The following is a 20,990-nucleotide window of genomic DNA, read 5'->3' as shown; positions in this document are numbered from 1 at the left end:
GGATATGCCAAGCGTTGAGACATTCATTGATGTAAGCCAAGGCCACCAGTTCGACACCGAGGTTCGGCACCACACTAACGGCTTTACCTATCAGCTCAGCATTCCAGGTCTGCCACCAATCCGACCTGGCGACCAACTGTTCGCCTCTTTGGATAAGGCCAGGCAGCACGCACGAGAGTAAGCCTGGAGCCTTATTGACAAGCTGGTGAAATCCCAGCGGTAAGTAACGTCTCAGGAAGAGGCGCGCTTGAGCTGTTCAGTGAGCTGCGTTGGCAGCCCTCGTAGCGTCAGAGTGCCGCCGGCTTCGTCGAACTCGATCTTGTCGCCGAGCAGGTGCGCCTCGAAGCTGATCGACATCCCCTCGCCCCTGCCGGTGAAACGCCGGAATTTATTGAGGGTCTTCTTTTCCGGCGGCAGAGCCTCGGAAAGCCCGTAGTCCTTCGCCTTGATGAATTCGTAGAAGTTCTTCGGCCGGTCTTCATCGATCAGACTGGACAGCTCGTCGAGGGTGATCGGCTCGCCCAGCTTGGCCTGGGCCATGGAGTAGCTGACCAGCGTGTGCGTCTTCTCGCGGGCTGACTCTTCTGGCAGATCCTCGCTTTCGACAAAGTCGCTGAACACCTTGAGCAAAGTCCGGGTTTCGCTCGGGCCGTCGATCCCTTCCTGGCAGCCGATAAAGTCGCGGAAGTAGTCGTTGAGGCGCCGGCCCTGCTTGCCCTTCAGGTAGGAGATGTAATGCTTCGACTGCCGGCTGGTCTGCCATTCGCTGATGTTGATGGGCGTTGCCAGGCGGATGTGATCCAGATCCAGGCGCTTCACCGTCATCAGGGCCAGATCCTCGGTCATGGTCACCGCTTCGGTTTCCTGCACCAGGGCGATGACCAGTTATTCGGTCAGGCCTTGCTGGTAGTGGCAGAAGAGGGCGTGCCCACCGGTGGTGAGGTTTGATTCTTCCATCAACTTGGTCAGGTGTTCGACGGCGGTGGTGCTGAACGCCAGGAAGTCGGTGACGTCGGCCAGGTGCTTGCGGAGCCAGCCGCTGAAAGGGAAAGCGCCTGACTCTTGGTGGAAGAACCCCCAGCCCTTGTCGGCAGCGGCATTATAGCTTTCGTTGAGCTGGCTCATCAGGTCGTCGCGTGCCTGGCTTTCAACCTGCTCGGATGCGCCCAGGAACAGAACGGCCGGGCTGCCGTCGGGCTTCTTGTCGATCTTGTGGATGACGCTATGGCGTACAGGCCTTTCGTTTACCTCAGGTAAGCGCCGCCCTCCGGTTACCGGATGCAGCGAGTAGGGTGGAATTTTGGAAAAGGATAAGGTATCAATCCGCACCTTGGATTTGAGCCTAGGAGGGACACTGATGCGACACCATATTTTTTGGCGTTTTATAGCGATGATTATGTTCAGCTTCACGCTGACCGGATGTATTCATTACGAGCACAAAAGTGCGGAAGGAAAATCAAGCTCCCAAATCGCTACGATCCAACAGTTCGACAAATCATTAACAATATTTAAGATCGACGACGATCAAACCCTTTATTGGTTGAGCCGCCAGAGCGAGTACCGACTGGGTGCAGGAAGGCATAAGATTCAAGTTCGTAAGTTTATTACCGCGCAACAGCAAACTGCTCCGATTGAAATGACGGTTGATCTGGTGGGCGGCCGTACCTATGGACTTTACGGAATATCATCGTTGACATGGTGGAGGTATGAAATTCGTGACGTTGAGACTGGGCAGCCAGCTGATGTCGCAGACCCTGTTGTCAATGCAATATCTCCTGCATCGCTTAAATAGTTGGCCCGATAACCTCGTCGCCGAGGTCTTTCTTAATGGCGAGCAGGCTTTTATTTCGGAATTCCCGCGCCACACTTTCCGTAGGTTCGAAAACGTGGCGCGGCGGATTCAGCAGCGGCTGGCACTTTGCGGAACCCATCGCATGCAGGTGATGAATCATCAGCGTCATCGCCTCGCCCTGCTCAGTAATGCCTGGGCGCTGTGCGGAATGATTTATTGGGTGATCAGGCCGCCGATGGCGGGGCCCAAGAAAACGATGGTGAGGAAGGTCAGGCCGAGGATGGCCGACAGGGCGTGGATGGCCCGGCGCCGGTGCTGCTGGTGGGCGGTCATGGCATACACCACTGGCTGCCGCAGTAGTAGCGACCATCATCAAAGTTCGGGGGGCCGAATTTGCTCCCGCAAACGAATCACGCTGGCCCAGGCCGTCCATCTGGCGCTGATTCAGGTGGCCTTGCAGCACCGTGCAGAACCGGTCGAACGTCACGACCTGCGGCTGGCCGTAGCGGCGCTTCCACTTGATGTCGACGCCGCACACCAGTCGCTCCGCCGATGCTCCAGCCAGTCATTACCTCGTCGCTCTCGCTGACCTCTGGAGGCAACTGAGCGTCGTAACACCCATGGCAAATATTCAATGCTGCGTTCATGGTCGCCTCCAAGGTGGCGGGTTGTTCACCTGTATTCGTCAACACTCATGCCTCCCGCTGGTTGCCGATGGGCACGGGGGAGGAGTGCTGACGCAATAGAGGCGGAGATGGGTAAGTGTTAAGCTGATAGGGCTTTGACCAGGAGCTTGCTGGCCTCAGCGTCTATAAATAAGGAGTTTTGAATGTCGGTAAGGATTTGCAGGTTGTCACTATGTTTGGCATGCCTTTGCTTCGCTGGTCGCTCTATTGCAAACGAGAATGAGGAGCTGCATCAAACCGCTCTCACTGCCATTGCAATGGAGCAAGTCTGCGATAAGGCAAACCCGGGTATGAACGCAAGCATCGAAAATGCTTTCGCCAACGAACCGTCAATGGAACGAATAAAGCCTGAAGTTAGAAAAGTGCAATCAGACCCCGCTTATAAAGCTGAAGTGGCAGCGATGGTAAACACGCTAAGCGCTCCACCCTTTCAGGTCCTTCAGAAGGAACTGTGCGGCCCTTACGCCCGAAAATAAGATACTCACGCCGAAGTGAATTTTCTTGCGGTCCTTGCAAGGAACGCAGTCGCATTCAGATCATCCCCCGATATAACCTGCGCTTCGGCGCGCAGGTGACCGGGCAATTAACGACAGGCTGTCGTGGCGCTGGTTGTTCAGCCGTAGATGCCGTAGCTGAACTCATCCTCATCACAGTCGACGATGATCTTCGATGAACCGAAGTAGAGCGCTGCGACCATCTTCTCGAATGGAGAGCGGAATCGCAGGGTCTGGCTGATCTTCTCGCCGTCGATTTTGGCGGAGTACACAGTGCCAACCTCACGCCCCTTTTCGTCACGATCCTTGCCGTTACGGTCGAAGCTGATGTGGATGGCGTTGTCGAGCATGTATTCGCTGCGCTCAGAGCTTCTGGAGTAGCTCGAAGCACTGTGATCTTTGGGCGTCTTATCGAAGTAGATATGCAGGCCCCCGTAGTCAGATGGCTGGAAGCGAATGTCTGGATGCTCCCAGTGCTCCTCGGCGGCGGACTCTTTATGGTCCTCGACGAAGGCTTCCATCAGGGCCTGCAGGCTGATCATGGGGTCACCTTTTCGAAGTGGAACACTACCGGCGATCCAGCTGCGCCAGCCTTCCAGGGTTTGGCCGCCTTTGCTGATGTTCCAGCGCAGGCCGGCATCATGTTCTCCAGCACGTCATGCTCGGGTCGCAGTGGCTTGCCAGACACCAGCTTCCAGGTGCCGGCGGTGGTCTGCTTTGAAAGCAGCTCGCGCACCACTGGAGCGAGGTGGTCGGCGTGCCACCGGTCACCCAGCAGCACCGCATCGCAACGCCTCTAGTCGCTTCAAGCACTGAAAGCCCCGCCGCCCACCCCCCTATTTGGCATCGCGGGCCGGACTTACTGACCGTTGGCAGCACGGGTGCGGCCCTTTTTGGTTTCTGCTTTGTGGTGATTGCGTTGTTGCCGGGCTTAGTGCTGGCGATACTGCTCCTTCTCGGGTTCGAAGCGATGCCAGGTGAACCTGGCAGCGATGGGTCTAGCCTCACCACGTCGTTGCTCATCCAGTTCCTGTGTGGTTCTGTTGGGCTCATGGGGCTGGTCTTCGCATGGATCTCCTCGGCGGCTAGAGTGCTCGCCTTCACGTTCGACGAAAACCAGCAACTGCTAACACTCACGGTCACCCGTCGCGGTCGTAAGCCCACCGAAGTTCAGGTGCCATTTAGCGACATTATTTGTATCTGCCCTTACGTGCTCGCCAGTTACGACCGCGATGGCCATTTTAGCGTCGTGTGTCAGGGGCCGAGGGACAAGGAGTTCGTATATCGATTGGCTGAGGGTACTTCTCTGGAAGAAATGGAGTTTCATGCTGCGTGGTTGCGAGGAATAATTGGCTCACGGATGCAGGAACTACTGAATCTGGACAAATGAACTATTACATCGTGATACGCGCTATGCGGTGCATGAATCGACCTTCACCTGGCGCCATACGCCGACGGCTTCGAAGATCCTCGCGGCGTGCTCCCATTCGTTGGTGCGATGAGCCTACCCCACCCAAAAGCGGGCGGGCTCGGCAAATTGCAGGCAAAGAAAAGCCCGCGATGGGGAGGGCGGGCTGAAAGGGATGATCGCTAGGAGCTGGGGTAACCATAAGCGCTCGCCTGTGAAAAGGTCGTGAAAGGTCGCGCTCAGTAAGAGGTAACGATTGCCTGGGCGAGTTGCTGGTCCGTCATCAGGGGAGGGCCGTATGTCGTGCGGTAATAGCGCACTGCCTGTTCAAATTGGGCGCCGCGAATCCGGCCTTCTGAGCCAATGAACGCAAGGGCGTCAGCCTTTGCAGGCTTGAAGTTATTGGCGGCCAGCATAGTGAGCCCGGTAGTTCCTGCAACGGTGTAACTTGGAGCCATCAGTACAGACAGCACCGAGTTGTTATAGGAGTCATCGGACTCCTCGGAGGCATTAGCGTTGATCGATACCATGAGGGCTGCGGCTACAATCTTCCATGAGTCCATGCTGCGATGCTTCCATTGCGATCAGAGTGCGCCAAGATAGCAGAGGGTAGGGCGCCAGGACAAAAAGCCAAGGTCGCTGGCAGGCTGATAGACGAGCGATACACGCCCGTCCTTGCCAGGCGTTTAACCAATAACGTTTTAGACTCACCGCATGTCTTTTTTCATCCCTCAGGTACATTTCCGATTATTCAGACCTGACCCAATTGATGCAGCGTTCGCGCATCTTGCCGATAAAACGTCAGTGACTTCACCCGCGTCTGTACATAGCTGCGCGCAACGGTGTTTGGCGAGCTGGCCATGACCAGGACATTCAAACTGTGATCCTTCAAGTCGACTGAGCCGGATAGGCACAGTGTCGTAGCGCCTTCGACTCCTGTTGCCGTCAGGCTAACCGATTGCAGCGGTAGCCCACTGGCTTGGGCATTGATGTCGGTGAAGCCGGACACTTCCGCTTCGCCGGTGTCGGCTGACAGTGTGCCGCTGACATAGCCAAATGCATGGCGCTGGCCTGCATGCACACGCAGGTTCAAGCGGCTTCCATCAGCGGCAGCCCAGGTGCCGCTTAGGGCGTCTTGAATGTCTGGCTTTGATGAGGGAGCGGTAACCGGTGGATGTTCCGGCTCGGAGGCCACTCTGTGGTACAGCAACTTGTCGACGTAGGTGCCTTGGTCAGCAAGCCCTGGGAAGTCGCTGGTGGCTACCAGCAAATGCGATAGCGTCAGCCTGTCTTCGTCCTTCACGCGCAGAATTTGTCCGCTTAGCCCAGAAGACCAGTTCCAGCTGGGATCAGAGGATTCATCACCCAAGGAATGCCATTCGATGGCCAGTGCTACAGGAAGGCCTTGTTCTGCGTGGATGGTGGCGGGTGCTTGATAGCCGACCACGGCATATTTGCCTGTCGAACCCGTCGAGGATTGGTAGGTGCCGCAGATCCGGTTCCCTTCAACCGTCAGTGTCATGACCGAACCATAGTCATTCTGCCAGGTGCCGGCGGCCGACATCGGCCGCGAAGGCGCTTCGGCTTTGGCCGTGGCGCTGAAGATGAGCTTTGCGTGGCTGAGTGGTCTCGGTGCCGTGTCGAACGGTTGCGAGGACGAGCGCGTGATGATCTGCGGGCTGCCGGGGCGATTGAAGAGCCACACGCCAGCGGGTGCCAATGAGTAGGTTCCCGGGCGACATTGGACCACGCGGTACTCACAGACGGTGTAGCAATGTTCCATCACCAATGAACCCACCAACACCAGGTCGGCCAACCCGAGAGGCTCAAATTGAGGCAGGATTTTGCCTTTGCTGGGGCCTTCCTCAATCAATACGTTGTAGAGATTGGCCCCGAGCGTGATCTCGCCATCGGCAAAGCCGAGGACCACGTCGGGGGAGCCACCTTGGGCAATGCGCGCCAGGGTTTGGCGCATCAGCCGGTCGTCTCCCTTGAACCGAGACGAACCGGAGTCCAGGGCAAAGTTCAGGTCGTTGGCCAACACTTCGCCGCCGACGGCGTAGGAGGTGAGCTGCGTGGACCAGATGTACTCCACTCCAGCGACCTTGTTGTAGAGCGACCAAGGCAGAAATAGGTGCGGGCCTCGGGTCTTGCTGACATCAATGCCACCCAACTGACAACTGCCGCGCCGTGATGCGGCATCCCAATCGAAGGCGATGAAGGGGTGTGTGGGATCCACCTTGCCGCTGTTCATTAACGCCTGAAACACGAACGAGCTACGGCCGTCGACATAGGCGCTGCTGCTGGGCAAGCCAATGCCGCCGTCCCAATCCAACTGGTGAAACTGTGCACCGTCGTAGTCCGCTGCCAGTAGCAGCTGGGTGGGCAGCGTCGTTTGGTTAATGTGCAATACGTCCGCGCCCGACTCGACCTGCATGGTTCCCCATGGGCCAAAGCTGTAGGGCCGTTGCAGACAGTCCGTGAAGGTGAAACTGCTGGACGCCTGATAGTCAAACCGGCCTGCGCTGTAGTGTTGGCACCGATCCGCTGCGCAGAGGCTGGAAGTGACCCAAGTGATGTTGGTGCCCGTGTCCAGGGAGAGTTTCAAGGGTTGCTTCGGGGTGCCTACGTACAGGGATGAGTACCAGGGGGCGGCACCGTTGTTCTGGTAGGGGCCACGATCCATGGCGAGGGTAATGCCCCCGACCTGATGTTCATTGTTCATGGTGAATTCCGTTTCTGATAATGGTGTTTGACGCGGGTGTAGAAGGGCGATGGAAGCGACCGGTGAGGGTCGCAGCCATGGGCATACCGCTATTCAAGCGCAGTTACTGGCGGGCGGATGTCGGTGACCGCCGAGGGGCTCGTGTGAAAGCGCGATGCGTTGCACGTCAGTCCAGCGTCTTGCCTTCGGTTTCGGGAATGAACAGCGTCAGCACCACGGTGGCCAGCATGAAGGCGTTGATGAAGGTGGTGGTGATGTTGAACGATGCGCCATAGGCCACCAGCGCACCGATCAAGGAGGGTGCCAGGATGTTGGCGATGCGCTGGGCCAGAATCGCCCAGGCGTAACCGATGGTGCGTAGCTGGGTGGGATACAGCTCGGCGATCCAGGTGCCCCAGACACCCCAGGCACCCAGGCTGAAGAAGGCCAGCGCAAAGTTGCTCAGGTACAGCATCTCCAGCGTTTGTGAATTGGCAAAACCATAGCCGGCGATCACCGAGGCGCTGATAAAACCGACGATGATCTTCTTGCGGCCATAGCGATGGGTCAACCATGACGCGGCCATGTAACCGGGGATCATGCACAGGGCTGACAGCGCGATGAACCCATAGCTCTGCGGCAGGGTCAGGCCGCGTTGTTGCAGCAACGTCGGCAGCCAGGTTTGCAGGCCCCAATAGCCCCAGGAAAACGTGAAGTTGACCAGGATTTGCAAGGTGCTGATTTTCAACAGCGCCGGGGCGAACAGCTCCCGTTGCCGGCCACGGCTGACGGGGTCCACCTGCAGCTGGCAGTCCTGCGGCACCTGCACGGCACCTCGGCTCAGGCGGGCGAGCACTGCGCGGGCTTGCGGCTGGCGCCCGACACTGGCCAGCCAGTACGGCGACTCCGGCACCCAGCGCGCCACCACCAGCGCCCACAGGCCGCCGAGGGAACTCACCGCAATGACCGTGCGCCAGCCATAGGGCATCAGCCACACCGTAGCTCCCAGCGCCAGGAGCATGCCGATGGGCCAACCCGACGCCAGGTACACCGTCAAGGCGCCCCGCTGGCGCACAGGCAACAACTCCTGGTAGTGGGCGAAGGTGACCACCATCATGCCCACAGCCGCCACGCCGGACAGCAGTCGCAACACGTACAGGGTGGTGTAGTCTGGCGCGAAGGCGCTGGCCAGCGAGATCACGCCGTAACTGGCCAGGCTCCAGATCACCGCTCCTTTGCGCCCGATGCGCTCGGCCAGCTTGCCCCAGATCAACGAGCCCAGCAGCATGCCGATGAACATGGCGCCAATCAGGTGGCCCAGGGCTAAAGCATCCAGCGCAAAGTCCTGGGCGATCAGCGGCGCGGTGTAGACAATGATCATCATCTCCCACGCCTCGATGGCGAAGACGAAGAACAACGCGAGGCAGCACTTGAGGTGCTCGCGGGTCAAGGGCACATCGTGGAAAACATCGCCCACTTGCCGGGTGGAACGTGCTTGGTGCTCGGGCATTGCAATAGCTTCGCTCATAAGGGGGAGGTCCCTGTGAGGGAGATGGCCACTCGGCCATCTCAAGGTTGAGGGGCTAGGCGTCCACGCGATTGCCGATGGGCACAGGGCCCTGGAACAGGCCAAAGGTTTTGATTTCGCTTTCAGGCGGCGGCTCGCAGCTGCCAACGCGACTGGGCGACCAGCCGAAACGTTGCTTCATGCCGGCCATGGCTTCGGCCATCTTGAATGCGGCCACGACGGGGTCGATGACCGGCACGCCCACCTCACGCTGCACTTGCTCAAAGAAGCCGAACTCAATGGTGCAGCCCAGAATAATGGCTTCGGCGCCGTCTTCTTCGACGGCCAGTAAGGCTTGTTCAATGATGCGTCGCCGGGTAAGGGTGGGATCTTTTTGAAACTCATCGACCCCCATTCCCAACGCGCGCATCGACGCGAGCCGATCCCCTGCGCCGTAGCCACGTACTCGCTCGCGCATCTGCTCCATCCATTTGTCACGCCCGACAATAATCGAGTAGCGGTTGGCCAGTTGTGCGGCCACCTGCAGGCTCGCCTGGCAGGGAGCGACGACCAGGCAGTTGCCGGAAATTTCCCGTGCGTCTTCCAGCGCCGGGTCGTAGAAGCAGCCGATCACCAAGGCATCAATGTTTTGCTGGGCGCAATCGCGGGCGATGCGGACGGTGCGCTCATAGGTCAGAGCCTCATAGGCCCGGTATTCCAGGTGTGTCGGACTGGACGTCATATCAAACGACACCACCTCAACGTGGGTCGACGGTTGTTTGATGCCGTGCAGTAAGTCTGCAATCGGCGCATCAAAGGTGGGGCAGCCAATCGGATTGAGCCAGCGTACCGAAACCGGTACATCGTGGGGCTGGAGGGGAGGGGTTGTTGCAGTATCCATGCGGGATGTCCTCAATTTAAATGGGTTGCCAGGGCTAGAAGAACTTCACCAGCGCCATGGTCAGCTCAGTGGAACGCGGCAGGTTGGCGCTGTGGTAGTAATCGACATTTATGTTGGCGGACAGGTAGAGCTCTTGTTGGGCAAACCCGGTGTAGGTCATGGAGGGACCAATCTTTCCCACCCGCGATGGTGCAAAGCTGGAGGCCGCACGGTTGTTGACGTGGTAGACGTGGTGCAGGCCCAGCCACAGGTCGTCGCGCACCAGGTAGCCTGCGGCGATGTCGGCGAACCAGTAGCTGATGCCACCACGTAATTGGCGCGGATCGCCGTCACCCAGGTCGGTGGCGTTGCGATTGCGTGCGGCGTAATGCACGCCGACGGGAGTGAAGGTGGCGGCGAAGTTGCCCTGCCGCCAATAGTTGGCCACGCTGAAACTGACCGCGTAACGGTTGGCAAAGGCACCGTGGCCGGCGACATTGTCGTTGCCGTTGGGGAACTCGACCATCAGCGTCGGGTTGATCCAGAACGTGGTGTAGTCCGCCGCGCCGTAGGCACTGGTGGGTTCAAGCACGTTGTAGTAGTAGGCTAAACCGAGATTGGGGGAGGCAATTCCCCATGGGCTGGTGTTCTTCGCACTTTGGGTACTGGCGTAACCCGGTACGGCGCCGACCCAGAACTGCAATTGATCGCGGGTAGTGTCGGTAAAGCCGGTTTCGGAAAAGTACGCCAGCACCGTATTGCCCCCGGCACGTACAGTGCCGTCGACGTTGCGGTTGAACACGGGAAAGGTTTCCAAGGCCCAGCGCCCAGGTAACCCTGGCTGGCCAAAGCCAATGAACTGTTCGGCGTGGGCCGAAGGGCTGTTGCCCAACGCCAGGGCCAGCGAAACCACAGCGCCGCAGCGCGATAACGGATGTTGCAACATGACGGTTCCCTCTTATTGTTGTAGGTGAACGCATGGGAAGGCCGCCGCTTGGCGGCCGGTTTGATCAGGGCATGACGCCGTACACGGCGTAGGCGGTTGGCTCGTCGAGGTAGCCATTCTTCAGGTCGTCGCGCACGGCTGCGGGGTCACGTGCGGCAGGTGGCCCGTAGCCCCCGCCGGCACCGGTGCGTACGCGCACCAGGTCGCCCGCATTCAGAGGCACACCGCTGGCCATGGCGTAGCGTTCCGGCGGGTGGTCACCACGCAGGACTTCGACGTAGTTGGGCGTGCCGTCCAGACCCTCTTGCAGGCCCCACGGCGGCACAACCGAGCGGGTGTAACCGCAGGTCAGGAAGCTGCCGTCGGCCCGCACGCGGTAGTCGATGCAAATACCGCGACCGCCCCGGAACTGCCCATGTCCGCCCGGTTCGTCGTTCAGCGCCATGCGCTCCACGTACAGGCCATAGCGGGCCTCGCAGACCTCAACCGGGCAGTTGTAGGTTTCGCCGTGCAGCCCGGAATAAACCGCGTTGTTGCCATCGCGCCCGGGCTCTGCGCCCCAGCCACCGATCTCTGGCTCCACCAGGGTAAAGACGCGGCCGGTGTCCGGATGCCGACCGCCGATAATGGTGGCGCAGACCGAGGCGAAGTTGCCGGCGGGCAGGCGGTTGGGGAACTGCTGCGCCAGGCAGCGCAGGATCAGGTCATGCACGCGGATCAGGTTCTCGAAATAGAAGCCTTCAGCCGCCGGCGACTGGGCATCGAACAGCGAACCGGGACGCGTCAGCACGGTGAGCGGACGAAAGGTGCCGCCGTTGGTGATGCCCTGCGGTGCCGTCAGCGCCTTGAAGGCCATCTGCGCCGCCACTACGGTTCCGTCCCGGCTCAGGTTGGTCGGCCCTGCGCACTGATCGGGGTTGTCGCGCAGGTCGATGGTCAGCGTGTGGTCATGGATCTGCACGGTAACCTTGAAGAGGCTGCCATCGTCCTGCGGTTCCTCCAGAAACAGGCAGGCATTGGGCAGCTCTATCAGGGCCTTGCGCGACACCTTTTCGCCCAAGTCCATGAAGTCCTGCATGGCCAGCAGGAACAGGTCCGTGCCGTATTTGGCGGTCAGCTCACGTAGGCGCAGGGCGCCGCCTCGTACTGCGGCCACACCCGCCCACAGGTCGCCCTCCATGAAGTCCGGCATGCGTGTATTCGCACGCAGGATCTGCAATACGGAGCGGATCGGTTGGCCGCGGCTGATCAGCTTGACCGAGCACAGGCGTAGACCTTCCTGGAAGATATCGGTGGCCTGGGTCGACAGTGACCCAGGCACCATGCCGCCGACATCGTTCCAGTGCGCAATGTTGGCGGTCCAGGCCACACGGCGTCCCTCGGCGAACACCGGCATGGCCAGCACCACATCATTGAGGTGGGTCACCGCGCCGCTGTGAGGGTCGTTGCAGATGAAGACATCGCCGTCCTGGATATCGTCGGGGCCGCTATGTTGGAGCAGTATCTGTTTGACCGCCTTGTCCAGCACGCCGACAAAGGCCGGGATGCCGGCCCCGGAACTGGCGATCTCACCGTTGGCGTCGGTGATGCCGGTGCCCATGTCCAGCACCTCATAGATCACCGGGCTCATTGCCGCTTTGCGCATGGCGGCGAACATCTCGTCGGCAATGGCTTGCAGCGAGTTCTGGATAATGTCGCGGGTGAAGATGTCGAGTGTATGCATGGTGATAATCCCGTCAGCCGTTGAGCGTGATGTGCAGGTTGCCGAGGCGGTCCACGAGCACGTGGTTGTGCGGGTGAACCACGACGGTGGTGCCGGCGTCCTCAATCACGGCAGGGCCGTCAAAGCACATCTGCGGCTCCAGCAGGGCGTAGTCATAAATGGCCGCTTCGTGGATGCCCTCCGTGGCATAGTCGACGAGGCGTTGGCCTTTGCGGGCGGCGTCAATCGTGCGCCCGGTGATGGGCAGAGCCTGGGGGATCAGCTTGTCGATTTGGGCGACAGCGACCAGATGGAAACCGACAATCTCCAGCGGCGCTTCGAGGCGATAGGTGTAGTGCTGTTCATAAAGCGTGTGGAAGCGCTGTGCGATATGCAGCCAGTCACTGTCCAGGCGTTCATCGAGGCCCAGCGGTACTTCCACCGAATGCTCCTGGTTCTGGTAACGCAGCTTGCAATGCACCTGAAGTTCGACCCGCTCCGGGGGCACCGCCTCGGCCGTGAACTGCTCGCGGGCGCTGGCCATCAGCTCCTCCAGGAACGCTTGGGTGTGCTCAAGGGCCTGTGACTGTGTGGCGTCAACAAAGCGATTGATGAACAAATCACGACGCAGATCCGAAAGCGTCATGCCCCATGCCGAGAACACCGAGGCCCCACGGGGGACGATGACCTTTTTAACGCCCAGTTCCTGGGCCAGGGCCACTGCATGCAGCGCACCGCCGCCGCCAAAGGCCATCAGGGTCAGCTCGCGTGGGTCGTGGCCACGGCTCAATGACACCAGCTTCAAGGCGTTGACCATATTGTTGTTGGCCAGGCGTATCACGCCGCGTGCGATCTCATCGGCAGGCAGTTGCAGGCGTTCGCTCAGCGCGTTGAAGCCGTGGGCGACGGCCGTGAGGTCGGCGCTTACTTCGCCGCCGCAGAAGTACTGCGCATTGATACGGCCCAGCGCCAGATTGGCGTCGGTGGTGGTGATGTCGCTGCCGCCATGGCCATAGGCGGCCGGGCCGGGCACGGCGCCGGCGGACTGTGGGCCGACATGCAGTTTGTCGAAGGCGTCGACCCAGGCGATTGAACCGCCGCCATTGCCGATTTCCACCAGGTCCACCACCGGAACCATGATCGGGTAGCCGGCGTTGATTCGGTCGCGTTCGATCCAATAGTCCGTCTTGATCGCGACCTGGCCGTTGCGGATCAGCGCGCATTTGGCGGTGGTGCCGCCGATGTCCAGCCCTAGCAGGTTGGGCTCGTCGATCAACCGGCCCAGTTCGGCCGCCGCCCAGAAACCACTGGCCGGCCCCGATTCGACCATGGTGATGGGGATATCGCGTGCATGGGCCACGCTGTCGACACCGCAATTGGACTGCATGATGTACAGAGGCGCCTGATAGCCCTCGCTGCGCAGGCCGGCTTCCAGCTCATCAAGGTAGCGCGCGGCGATCGGTTGCACATAGGCCGAGAGGGCCGTGGTGCTGGAGCGTTCGTATTCGCGCCATTCTCGGGTGATCTGGTGCGAGGCAACCACCGAGACCTCGGGCCATAAGCGTTTTACCTCGTTCAGCACCGCTTGTTCGTGGCTGGGATTGGCATAGGCATGCAGCAGGCAGATGGCAATGGCTTGAACACCATTGGCGCGCAAGCCCTCAATCATGGCCGGCAGTTCATCCAGCGCCAACGGCTCGCGTTCGCGCCCATCGGTGCAGAGGCGTCCGGCAATCTCCAGGCGCAGGTAGCGCGGAACAAACGGTGCAGGCTTGACCCACTTCAAGTTGAAATAGTCGGGCCGGTTAGCACGTGCGATTTCCAGGATGTCGCGAAAACCCCGGGTGGTAATCAGGGCGGTTTTGACCCCACGGCGTTCGGTCAAGGCGTTGATGACCACCGTGGTGCCGTGGGCGAGAAAGTCGACCTCCGACAGGGTCACCCGAGCCTTTCGGATCACGTTCAGAATGCCCTGGGCAAAATTCGGCGGGGTGGTATCCACCTTGGCGGTACGGATCGTCTGCTGACCGGTGACGGGGTCGTTCTCGAAATACACCAAGTCGGTGAAGGTGCCCCCCACATCGGTCGCGACGCGCACAGTCTTGCGGTTTGATTGCACAGTGCATCTCCTGAAGTTTGTTGTTCTTGTCAGGCACAGGAGATGACCGCCGTCGCGACCATCCTCTGCGGATGGTCACGATGCTAGGCAGTGCAGGGGGCGAGTTACCACGGGTGGGGCGGGTAGGGGACGAGCGATTGCCCGTTGCACCTACCCGGTTGGGTAGGCTGGCGGCTTAGAGCGAGGCGTCGAGATAGCCTTGGCGCAGTGCCGCGCTGATTGCGGCTGTGCGGTTTGTCCACCCCCAGCTTGGCGAACAGGTGCTTGAGGTGAAACTTCACGGTGTTTTCCGAGATGTCCAATGCGAGCGCGATGGCTTTGTTGGATTGACCGTGGGAGAGCAGGCTCAGTACCTGGCGTTCTTTTGCACTCAACACGCTATGGGCAGGCATGGGATGCGCCCGCCAGCCACGCAACCGCTTGATCACCGAGGTGAGCATGGGCGGCGGCGTCGGATACTCCAACAACGCCGGCAGCAGGCAAGGCCCCACTTCCAGAAGCAACCCTGGCAGTCCATATTGGATGATCGGGGCCAGGGCCTGTGCGGTGTCCTTGGCATCAAGTGTTCGCACCTTGCTGCTGGCGGCCAAGGCCATCAACCTCAGGCGCCAGGCCGGCAGCAGTAGCCCTTTTGTCTCTAGCTCTGTCGCGGCACGTCGCAAGCGGGTCAGCGCCGCAGCCGAAAAACCGCTCTGCAACTGCATGCGAGCCAACGCCAGCGTGGCGGCTTCTTGGCTACGCCAGTCTTGGGCACAGTTGGCGGTGCGCTCCAGATCCATCTGCAAGAGCGCTTGGCGCGCTGTCGGCAATTGTCCGCCTTGCACCCACGCATCGATACGCCAGGCCTGCACCAACCCTGACAGACGTGGCCATTGGCGGGCATTGGCCAACTGTTCCACATGGTTCAGTTCCAATAGCGCCGCGTGCAGGCCATGGCTACGCAAGCGTGTGCGCCAGGTGACTTCAGCCGTTACGGCGACAATATCCAGCCAGCCGTCGGCATGCTCCAGCGCGGCCCAGCCGTCCTCAAGCCAAGGCGGGGTCTGCGCCCATTCACCTTGCCAATACAGATGCCTGGCCTTGAAACAGCCCACCAGCGCCCGCAACGAACTTTCCTGGCCGAATTGCTGGGTGGCAAAGGTCAGGGCCTGCTCCAGCAACACACCGGCGGCGTCGACACGTCCAGCGAGTGCCAGGGCTTGCGCTTCGTGAATGCGGCAATAGTTTTCGCCGCGTGGGCTGGCAATGACGCGCATTTTGACGTGCGCGTCTCTGATGCTGCGCAGGCTCGCGTCCAGTTCTCCGCGCGTCAGGGCGGCCAGGGCAAGCACGCACTCCAGGGTCGCTTGTGCGAGTGTCTGGTCGAGTGGGGATGAGTGGGCGTGGACGGTCAGGGTTTTGGCATCAAGAGTGTCCAGACGATCCTGATAGGCTGCGGCGAGGGTCTGGATGACGTGAAGGTCGCGGGCTAATCGCGCGTTCCCGACGACCTTGCCGCTGGCGCGTTGCAACAATTGCGTCGACAGCGCGTGATCACCCAGCTTGGCGTGCAGATAGGCCTGGAGCAGCAGGAGATCGGGATGGTCGCTGCATGTGGCGGCATCGAACTGTTGCAGCAAACTTTGGGCGTAGCGGATGCCATGGTGCAGCACAAGCTCCCACCCACCCGCGCTGACCACCAGGTTCACTGCCAAGGGGATGTCGTCAGCCTTGAGCGCATGGTGAACGGCCTGGCTCCAATCCCTCTGGCCCGCGAGCCAGTGTGCCGCCGCACGATGAATAGACTGGCGCTGCCGGCTGTTGACACGCAGACGCAGAAAGTCACGCAGAAGGGTGTGGTAGCGGAACCATTGGCGCTCCGGATCGAGCGGGATCAGCAAGGTGTCCAGGTGCGCAAGCTGGCGCAGCTGTTCGGCACTGTCATGACGACCACGCACCGCGTCTGCCAGGTCGGCATTGAAGCGTTGCAGCAGGCACGTCTGCAGCAGCAGTGATTGGCAGTCTTCGGACAGGCGGGTGAAGATGTGCGTGGTGAGGTAGTTGGCAACATCAGCCACACCACCGGAGAAGGCGCTCAAACCGTAAGTCGAGCCGTCATTACTCGTGCGCCATAAACGAGCCAGTTGCACCGCTACGGCCCAGCCTTCGGTGGCCTTGTGTATCTGGCACAAGGCAGTGGCGTCCAGATCAGCGCCGAGAATGTCGCGGGCTTCCTCAAGGGACAGGGTCAACGCCTGCGCACAGACTTCGTGTACCCAGCCCTTGGCTTTCCAGCGTGACAATGGCCAGTCTGGAGGTGTGCGGCTGGCCACCACCCAGTGCAGCCAAGGCGCCGCGTGCTCCAGCAAATGGCTCAAGAGGGCGCTTACCTCGGGATTGGCAGCGAGATGGTAGTCATCCAGAAACAGGGTGATTACACGGTTTTCCCGGGCAAGTGCCTGCAATAAAGCATTGAGTGTACGTCGGGGCTGCACGTCCAATGCCTGCGAGGCCGCAAGGTGGGGCAAGTGCGCCAGTTCAACGCCAGCCTGGTCCAAGGCCAGGATCAGGTAGGCAAGAAAGCGGTTGGGTTCGACATCAGCGTCATCCAACGACAGCCAAGCCGATACGGTATCGGGTGCTTGTTGCCGCAGTGCTGCATGCCATTGCATCAGCAGGGTGGTTTTGCCGTAGCCGGCTGGAGCCGTCAACAGCGTCAGGGGGACAAGTGCGTTCTCCTTCATGGAAGCCAGGAGTGCTTCTCGTGCAACAGACGTCGGCAGCACCTGCGGCGGCGTCAGCTTGCCCATCCAGTACCCTGCGCTTGATGAATGGGAGGGGGGCTTTTGATTCATGGTAAGCGTCACTGGTGAAGAGGCTTTGGCGCTTTTGTAGCAGCAATCCTGGGGAGGCGTTGGTTAACTGTGTTACAGCCTTTGCATTCAGTGGGCGCTATTTTTTGTCGTAGGCGTTCATGGAGTGCGAGCGTCAGCATGCTGAGCTTATCGGTGTCCTGTGCGAGAACGGACACTTCGTTGGCCGCCCCAATTCTCTGGCCTGCCCTGAAGATGAATCGAGGCTGTTTTCGATAAATTTCCTCACCCTGTCGAGCACGCTCCGAATGGCCAAACCCGCTTCTTCCACGCTGGACCGGGTCAAAGTGGGGCTGGATATACCCATAGGCTGAAAAATAAATGTCGAAGCCTGTCCCTTTTTCTCACCTCGCCTGTCATTGCAGGTAAGTGAACAAAATCGAGAGCTTCTCCCCATGCCCGCAGTCCTACCCTTGCGCTTGCGCCCGTTGCTCAAACTGAGCCTGATGCTGAGCCTCAGTGCCAGCCCGCTGTTCGTCCCCACCAGCTTTGCCGAAGACAGCGTTGCCCGCCGCAGCTACCAAGTGCCGGCCGGCAGCCTGAGCGCGGCGCTGACCCGTTTTGCCGGGTTGTCGGGCGTCAACCTGTCGGTGGACCCGGCGCTGGTCAGCGGGCGCAGCAGCAGCGGTTTGTCCGGCGAGTACGGCGTGGAAGAGGGCTTCGCACGCTTGCTGCAAGGCTCCGGCCTGCAATTGCAACCCATGGGTGAACAGGCCTATATGCTGATGCCGGTGCCGGAGGGCAGCACCCTGGAACTGGCGCCGACTTCCATCCTCGGCACCACCGGCCTGTACGACGGCGACACCTACGCCGGTGGCCAAGTGGCGCGCCGTGGTTCCCAAGGGTTGCTGGGCACGCGCGACTTCATGGAAACGCCGTTCAGCATGACCACCTACACCGCCGATGCGGTGAAGAACCAGCAGGCGCGCACCCTCGGTGACCTGATCAACAGCGACCCGTCGGTACGCGCTACCAACCCGGCCGGTGGGCGTTATGAGCAGTTCACCATTCGCGGGTTCAGCCTGTTCAACAGTGATGTGTCGTACAACGGCCTCTACGGCGTGCTGCCGACCTACACCATCGACATGGAAATGGCCGACCGCGTCGACATCTTCAAAGGCCCGACCCAGTTGATCAACGGCATCTCGCCGCGTGGCAGTGTGGGCGGCGGGATCAACGTGGTGCCCAAGCGCGCCACCGACAAGGACATCACCTCGTTCACCGGCAGTTGGGCCTCGGATAGCCAGGCCGGCGGCGCGGTGGACGTGGGCCGGCGTTTTGGCGAGGACAACAAGTTCGGCCTGCGCTTCAACGGCGTGAAGCAGTCCGGCGATACCGAATGGGATCACCAGAGCGTCGACCGCGAGATGGCCGTGCTGGGCCTGGATTTCCGTGGCGAGCGCCTGCGCCTGTCCACCGACATCGGCCGCACCGAGCGTGACACCGATGCACCGCAAGAGCGTGTGCAGGTCGCCGTCGCCGCGCCGGTGCCAAGCGCCAACGATGTGCGCCGCAACTACGCGCAATCCTGGAGCAAGGCCCGCACCAAGGACACCTTCGGCACGGTGAATGCCGAATATGACCTGAGTGACTCGGTGATGCTTTACGGCGGCGTGGGGGCGCGTAAAAGTAATCACGAATTTCTGCGCCATGCAGTGTCGGTGAGCAATGCGGCCGGCGACTTCCGTGTGCAGCCCCGCAATTTTACCCGTGACGAAAACGTGCGTACGGCCACGGTGGGCGTGCGCAACTGGTTCCATACCGGACCGGTAAGCCATGAGGTCAACCTGGCCGTCAGCGATTTCTACATGGACTTCACCAACGGTGGCGCGCGTTATCCGGAAGGCACGAGCAATCTCTACAACCCGGTGCAAACCGCGACGCCGTCCGTGGCCACGCGTCAGGATGCGAAGGTCTACACCGAAAACCGTTTCAGCGGCGTGGCCCTCTCCGACACCTTGGGCTTCTTCGAAGACCGCCTGTTGCTGACCCTCGGTGCGCGCTGGCAGCGGGTAAAAGTTGACGACTGGAGCGATGGCGTCAAAGGCAAAACCAACTACGACGAAGAAAAGCTCTCGCCCTCCGGCGGCTTGCTGTTCAAGGCCACCGACAAACTGTCGCTGTACGCCAACTACATGGAAGGCCTGAGCCAGGGCAAGATCGCGCCGTCCACCTCGCGCAACGAAGACGAGATCTTCCCGCCGTTTGTCAGTCGCCAGGTGGAAGTGGGCGCCAAGTACGACGCCGGTGCCTTCGCCGTGACGGCCGCCGTGTTCCGCATCAAGCAACCGGCCTACGAGACCAACGCGACCACGCGGTTGTTCGGGCCTAACGGCAAGCGTGAGAACACCGGCGCCGAGCTGAGTGTCTTCGGCGAACCGCTCAAGGGTGTGCGCCTGCTCGGCGGTGTGATGTACATCGACAGCAAACTCAAGGACACCACCAACGGCACCTGGGACGGCAACCGCGCTCCGGCCACGCCCAAGTACAACGTCAACGTGGGCGCCGAATGGGACGTGCCGATGCTCGAAGGCCTGACCCTGACCAGCCGTGGCATCCATTCCAGCTCGCAGTACCTGGACCAGTCCAACGTCAAGGAAATCGATGCCTGGAATCGCATCGACGTGGGTGCACGCTACGGGTTCAAGGTCGACGACAAACACATCACCCTGCGGGCCAATGTGGAAAACGTCGCCGACAAGCGCTACTGGAGTTCGGCGGGCGCATCGGATGACAGCGAGCCGGGCCTGACCTTGTCGACCCCGCGCACTTACCTGCTGTCGGCCACTGTCGACTTCTGATACCTGTGCATCCTGTGTGGGTTGATGCCTTCTCACCTGTAGCAAGCCCGCTTGCCACAGGTGGAAACGCATCAGTTAATGAGAATGTTTTTTGATCACGCTGCCCTGATATGGAATAGTACCCGCCGTTTTCCCCAGCCTGTCCAGCTGGGGTGTTTTAACGCCGAGGTACCTGTCATGCCAATGCTGCGCTCCATCCCGATCCTTGCCGCCTGCGTCCTGGCGTTCTCCTCCAGCGTATTGAACGCTGCCCCCATCGACCTCAACGACGGCCAGCACGCAGTGCATCTGCCCGATGCGCCCAAGCGCGTGGTGGTGCTGGAGTTCTCCTTTCTCGATAGCCTCGCCGCCGTTGACGTCACGCCGGTCGGTGCCGCCGATGATGGCGACGCCAATCGCGTGCTGCCCCGCGTGCGCCAGGCCATCGGCCAGTGGAAATCCGTGGGCCTGCGCTCGCAGCCGAGCATCGAGGAAATCGCCCGGCTCAAGCCGGACCTGATCGTCGCCGACCTCAATCGCCATCAAGCGCTGTACAGCGACTTGGCCAGCATCGCGCCGACCCTGCTGTTGCCGTCCCGTGGAGAAGACTACGAGGGCAGCCTCAAGTCCGCCGAGCTGATCGGCAAGGCGCTGGGCAAGAGCCCGCAGATGCAAGCGCGCATCGCCCAGAACCGCACGAACCTGAACAAGATTGCCCAGCAGATCCCCGCCGGTGCAAGTGTGCTGTTCGGCGTCGCCCGCGAAGACAGCTTTTCCGTGCACGGCCCGGACTCCTACGCCGGCAGCGTGCTCCAGGCCATTGGCCTGAAAGTGCCGTCGGTGCGCGCCAATGCCGCCCCTACCGAATTCGTCAGCCTGGAGCAACTGCTGGCGTTGGATCCTGGTTGGTTATTGGTCGGCCATTACCGCCGCCCGAGCATCGTCGACAGCTGGAGCAAACAACCGCTGTGGCAAGTGCTCGGCGCCGTACGTAATCAACACGTGGCCGAAGTGGATGGCGACAGCTGGGCGCGCAACCGTGGGGTGCTGGCCTCGGAGCAGATCGCCGAAGACGCCCTGGCGATTCTCAAGGGCGGCAACGCCGTACTGAGCCAATAAG

Annotated in this window: 14 protein-coding genes and 1 pseudogene; 4 read left to right on the top strand and 11 right to left on the bottom strand. The window is 60.7% G+C overall.

The window, feature by feature from the left end; all coding sequences use genetic code 11:
- Window positions 1-231: 231 nt before the first annotated feature.
- Window positions 232-1,284: pseudogene (gene yejK / locus NDJ82_RS01780) on the bottom strand (nucleoid-associated protein YejK).
- 73 nt (window positions 1,285-1,357) lie between these two features.
- Here yejK and NDJ82_RS01775 point away from each other — a divergent pair.
- Window positions 1,358-1,792, top strand: coding sequence for a hypothetical protein (locus tag NDJ82_RS01775; protein WP_158878631.1), 435 nt, complete (start codon window positions 1,358-1,360; stop codon window positions 1,790-1,792).
- Here NDJ82_RS01775 and NDJ82_RS01770 read toward each other — a convergent pair.
- Together NDJ82_RS01770 and NDJ82_RS01765 are read right to left on the bottom strand one after the other, a co-directional pair.
- Entirely contained in the window at window positions 1,785-1,961 is a 177-nt protein-coding gene (locus NDJ82_RS01770) for a hypothetical protein (protein WP_250924845.1), read from the bottom strand. The two genes, NDJ82_RS01775 and NDJ82_RS01770, sit on opposite strands and share 8 nt — an antisense overlap.
- 1,130 nt (window positions 1,962-3,091) lie before the next feature.
- The gene (locus NDJ82_RS01765) at window positions 3,092-3,514 is read right to left on the bottom strand and encodes a hypothetical protein (RefSeq protein WP_250924844.1); all 423 of its coding nucleotides are present in this window, start codon (window positions 3,512-3,514) and stop codon (window positions 3,092-3,094) included.
- A gap of 215 nt (window positions 3,515-3,729) precedes the next feature.
- Here NDJ82_RS01765 and NDJ82_RS01760 point away from each other — a divergent pair, with 215 nt between their 5' ends.
- Entirely contained in the window at window positions 3,730-4,362 is a 633-nt protein-coding gene (locus tag NDJ82_RS01760; RefSeq protein WP_250924843.1) for a hypothetical protein, read from the top strand.
- A gap of 257 nt (window positions 4,363-4,619) precedes the next feature.
- On the opposite strand, the gene NDJ82_RS01755 is transcribed toward NDJ82_RS01760, so the two are convergent.
- The 8 genes from NDJ82_RS01755 to NDJ82_RS01720 form a co-directional block, all read right to left on the bottom strand.
- Window positions 4,620-4,943 (bottom strand): DUF2388 domain-containing protein, encoded by a 324-nt coding sequence (locus NDJ82_RS01755; RefSeq protein WP_250924842.1) that lies wholly within the window; start codon window positions 4,941-4,943, stop codon window positions 4,620-4,622.
- A gap of 188 nt (window positions 4,944-5,131) precedes the next feature.
- A complete protein-coding gene (locus NDJ82_RS01750) occupies window positions 5,132-7,105 on the bottom strand; it encodes an avidin/streptavidin family protein (RefSeq protein WP_250924841.1) in 1,974 nt (657 codons plus the stop codon).
- 166 nt (window positions 7,106-7,271) lie between these two features.
- On the bottom strand, window positions 7,272-8,612 hold the full coding sequence (locus tag NDJ82_RS01745) for an MFS transporter (protein WP_099586519.1): 1,341 nt from the start codon (window positions 8,610-8,612) through the stop codon (window positions 7,272-7,274).
- Between the two features lie 55 nt (window positions 8,613-8,667).
- Window positions 8,668-9,492 carry an aspartate/glutamate racemase family protein gene (locus tag NDJ82_RS01740; protein ID WP_158878737.1) on the bottom strand — a complete coding sequence of 275 codons (825 nt, stop codon included), beginning with the start codon at window positions 9,490-9,492 and terminating at the stop codon, window positions 8,668-8,670.
- 34 nt (window positions 9,493-9,526) lie between these two features.
- Window positions 9,527-10,417 (bottom strand): hypothetical protein, encoded by an 891-nt coding sequence (locus NDJ82_RS01735; protein WP_250924840.1) that lies wholly within the window; start codon window positions 10,415-10,417, stop codon window positions 9,527-9,529.
- A 64-nt stretch (window positions 10,418-10,481) separates the two neighbouring features.
- Window positions 10,482-12,140 carry a hydantoinase B/oxoprolinase family protein gene (locus tag NDJ82_RS01730; RefSeq protein ID WP_112196096.1) on the bottom strand — a complete coding sequence of 553 codons (1,659 nt, stop codon included), beginning with the start codon at window positions 12,138-12,140 and terminating at the stop codon, window positions 10,482-10,484.
- A 13-nt stretch (window positions 12,141-12,153) separates the two neighbouring features.
- A complete protein-coding gene (locus NDJ82_RS01725; protein ID WP_112196095.1) occupies window positions 12,154-14,238 on the bottom strand; it encodes a hydantoinase/oxoprolinase family protein in 2,085 nt (694 codons plus the stop codon).
- 104 nt (window positions 14,239-14,342) lie between these two features.
- Entirely contained in the window at window positions 14,343-17,027 is a 2,685-nt protein-coding gene (locus tag NDJ82_RS01720) for a winged helix-turn-helix domain-containing protein (protein WP_250924839.1), read from the bottom strand.
- Between the two features lie 458 nt (window positions 17,028-17,485).
- Here NDJ82_RS01720 and NDJ82_RS01715 point away from each other — a divergent pair, with 458 nt between their 5' ends.
- Window positions 17,486-19,891 carry a TonB-dependent receptor gene (locus NDJ82_RS01715; protein WP_250924838.1) on the top strand — a complete coding sequence of 802 codons (2,406 nt, stop codon included), beginning with the start codon at window positions 17,486-17,488 and terminating at the stop codon, window positions 19,889-19,891.
- A gap of 183 nt (window positions 19,892-20,074) precedes the next feature.
- Window positions 20,075-20,989, top strand: coding sequence for a Fe(3+) dicitrate ABC transporter substrate-binding protein FecB (locus NDJ82_RS01710; protein ID WP_099586705.1), 915 nt, complete (start codon window positions 20,075-20,077; stop codon window positions 20,987-20,989).
- Window position 20,990 lies beyond the last annotated feature (1 nt).

The organism is Pseudomonas sp. SR18 (genome assembly GCF_023701505.1).
GTDB lineage: Bacteria > Pseudomonadota > Gammaproteobacteria > Pseudomonadales > Pseudomonadaceae > Aquipseudomonas > Aquipseudomonas cyclaminis.
This window is presented reverse-complemented; position numbering and strand designations above follow the sequence as displayed.

What these genes read in the sequence shown, in the direction of transcription:
- NDJ82_RS01775 (WP_158878631.1), top strand. Translation starts at nt 1,358, where the DNA reads ATGCGACACCATATTTTTTGGCGTTTTATAGCGATGATTATGTTCAGC.
- NDJ82_RS01735 (WP_250924840.1), bottom strand. Translation starts at nt 10,417, where the DNA reads ATGTTGCAACATCCGTTATCGCGCTGCGGCGCTGTGGTTTCGCTGGCC.
- NDJ82_RS01745 (WP_099586519.1), bottom strand. Translation starts at nt 8,612, where the DNA reads ATGAGCGAAGCTATTGCAATGCCCGAGCACCAAGCACGTTCCACCCGG.
- NDJ82_RS01715 (WP_250924838.1), top strand. Translation starts at nt 17,486, where the DNA reads ATGCCCGCAGTCCTACCCTTGCGCTTGCGCCCGTTGCTCAAACTGAGC.
- NDJ82_RS01755 (WP_250924842.1), bottom strand. Translation starts at nt 4,943, where the DNA reads ATGGACTCATGGAAGATTGTAGCCGCAGCCCTCATGGTATCGATCAAC.
- NDJ82_RS01770 (WP_250924845.1), bottom strand. Translation starts at nt 1,961, where the DNA reads ATGACGCTGATGATTCATCACCTGCATGCGATGGGTTCCGCAAAGTGC.
- NDJ82_RS01750 (WP_250924841.1), bottom strand. Translation starts at nt 7,105, where the DNA reads ATGAACAATGAACATCAGGTCGGGGGCATTACCCTCGCCATGGATCGT.
- NDJ82_RS01740 (WP_158878737.1), bottom strand. Translation starts at nt 9,492, where the DNA reads ATGGATACTGCAACAACCCCTCCCCTCCAGCCCCACGATGTACCGGTT.
- NDJ82_RS01730 (WP_112196096.1), bottom strand. Translation starts at nt 12,140, where the DNA reads ATGCATACACTCGACATCTTCACCCGCGACATTATCCAGAACTCGCTG.
- NDJ82_RS01710 (WP_099586705.1), top strand. Translation starts at nt 20,075, where the DNA reads ATGCTGCGCTCCATCCCGATCCTTGCCGCCTGCGTCCTGGCGTTCTCC.
- NDJ82_RS01720 (WP_250924839.1), bottom strand. Translation starts at nt 17,027, where the DNA reads ATGGGCAAGCTGACGCCGCCGCAGGTGCTGCCGACGTCTGTTGCACGA.
- NDJ82_RS01765 (WP_250924844.1), bottom strand. Translation starts at nt 3,514, where the DNA reads ATGATCAGCCTGCAGGCCCTGATGGAAGCCTTCGTCGAGGACCATAAA.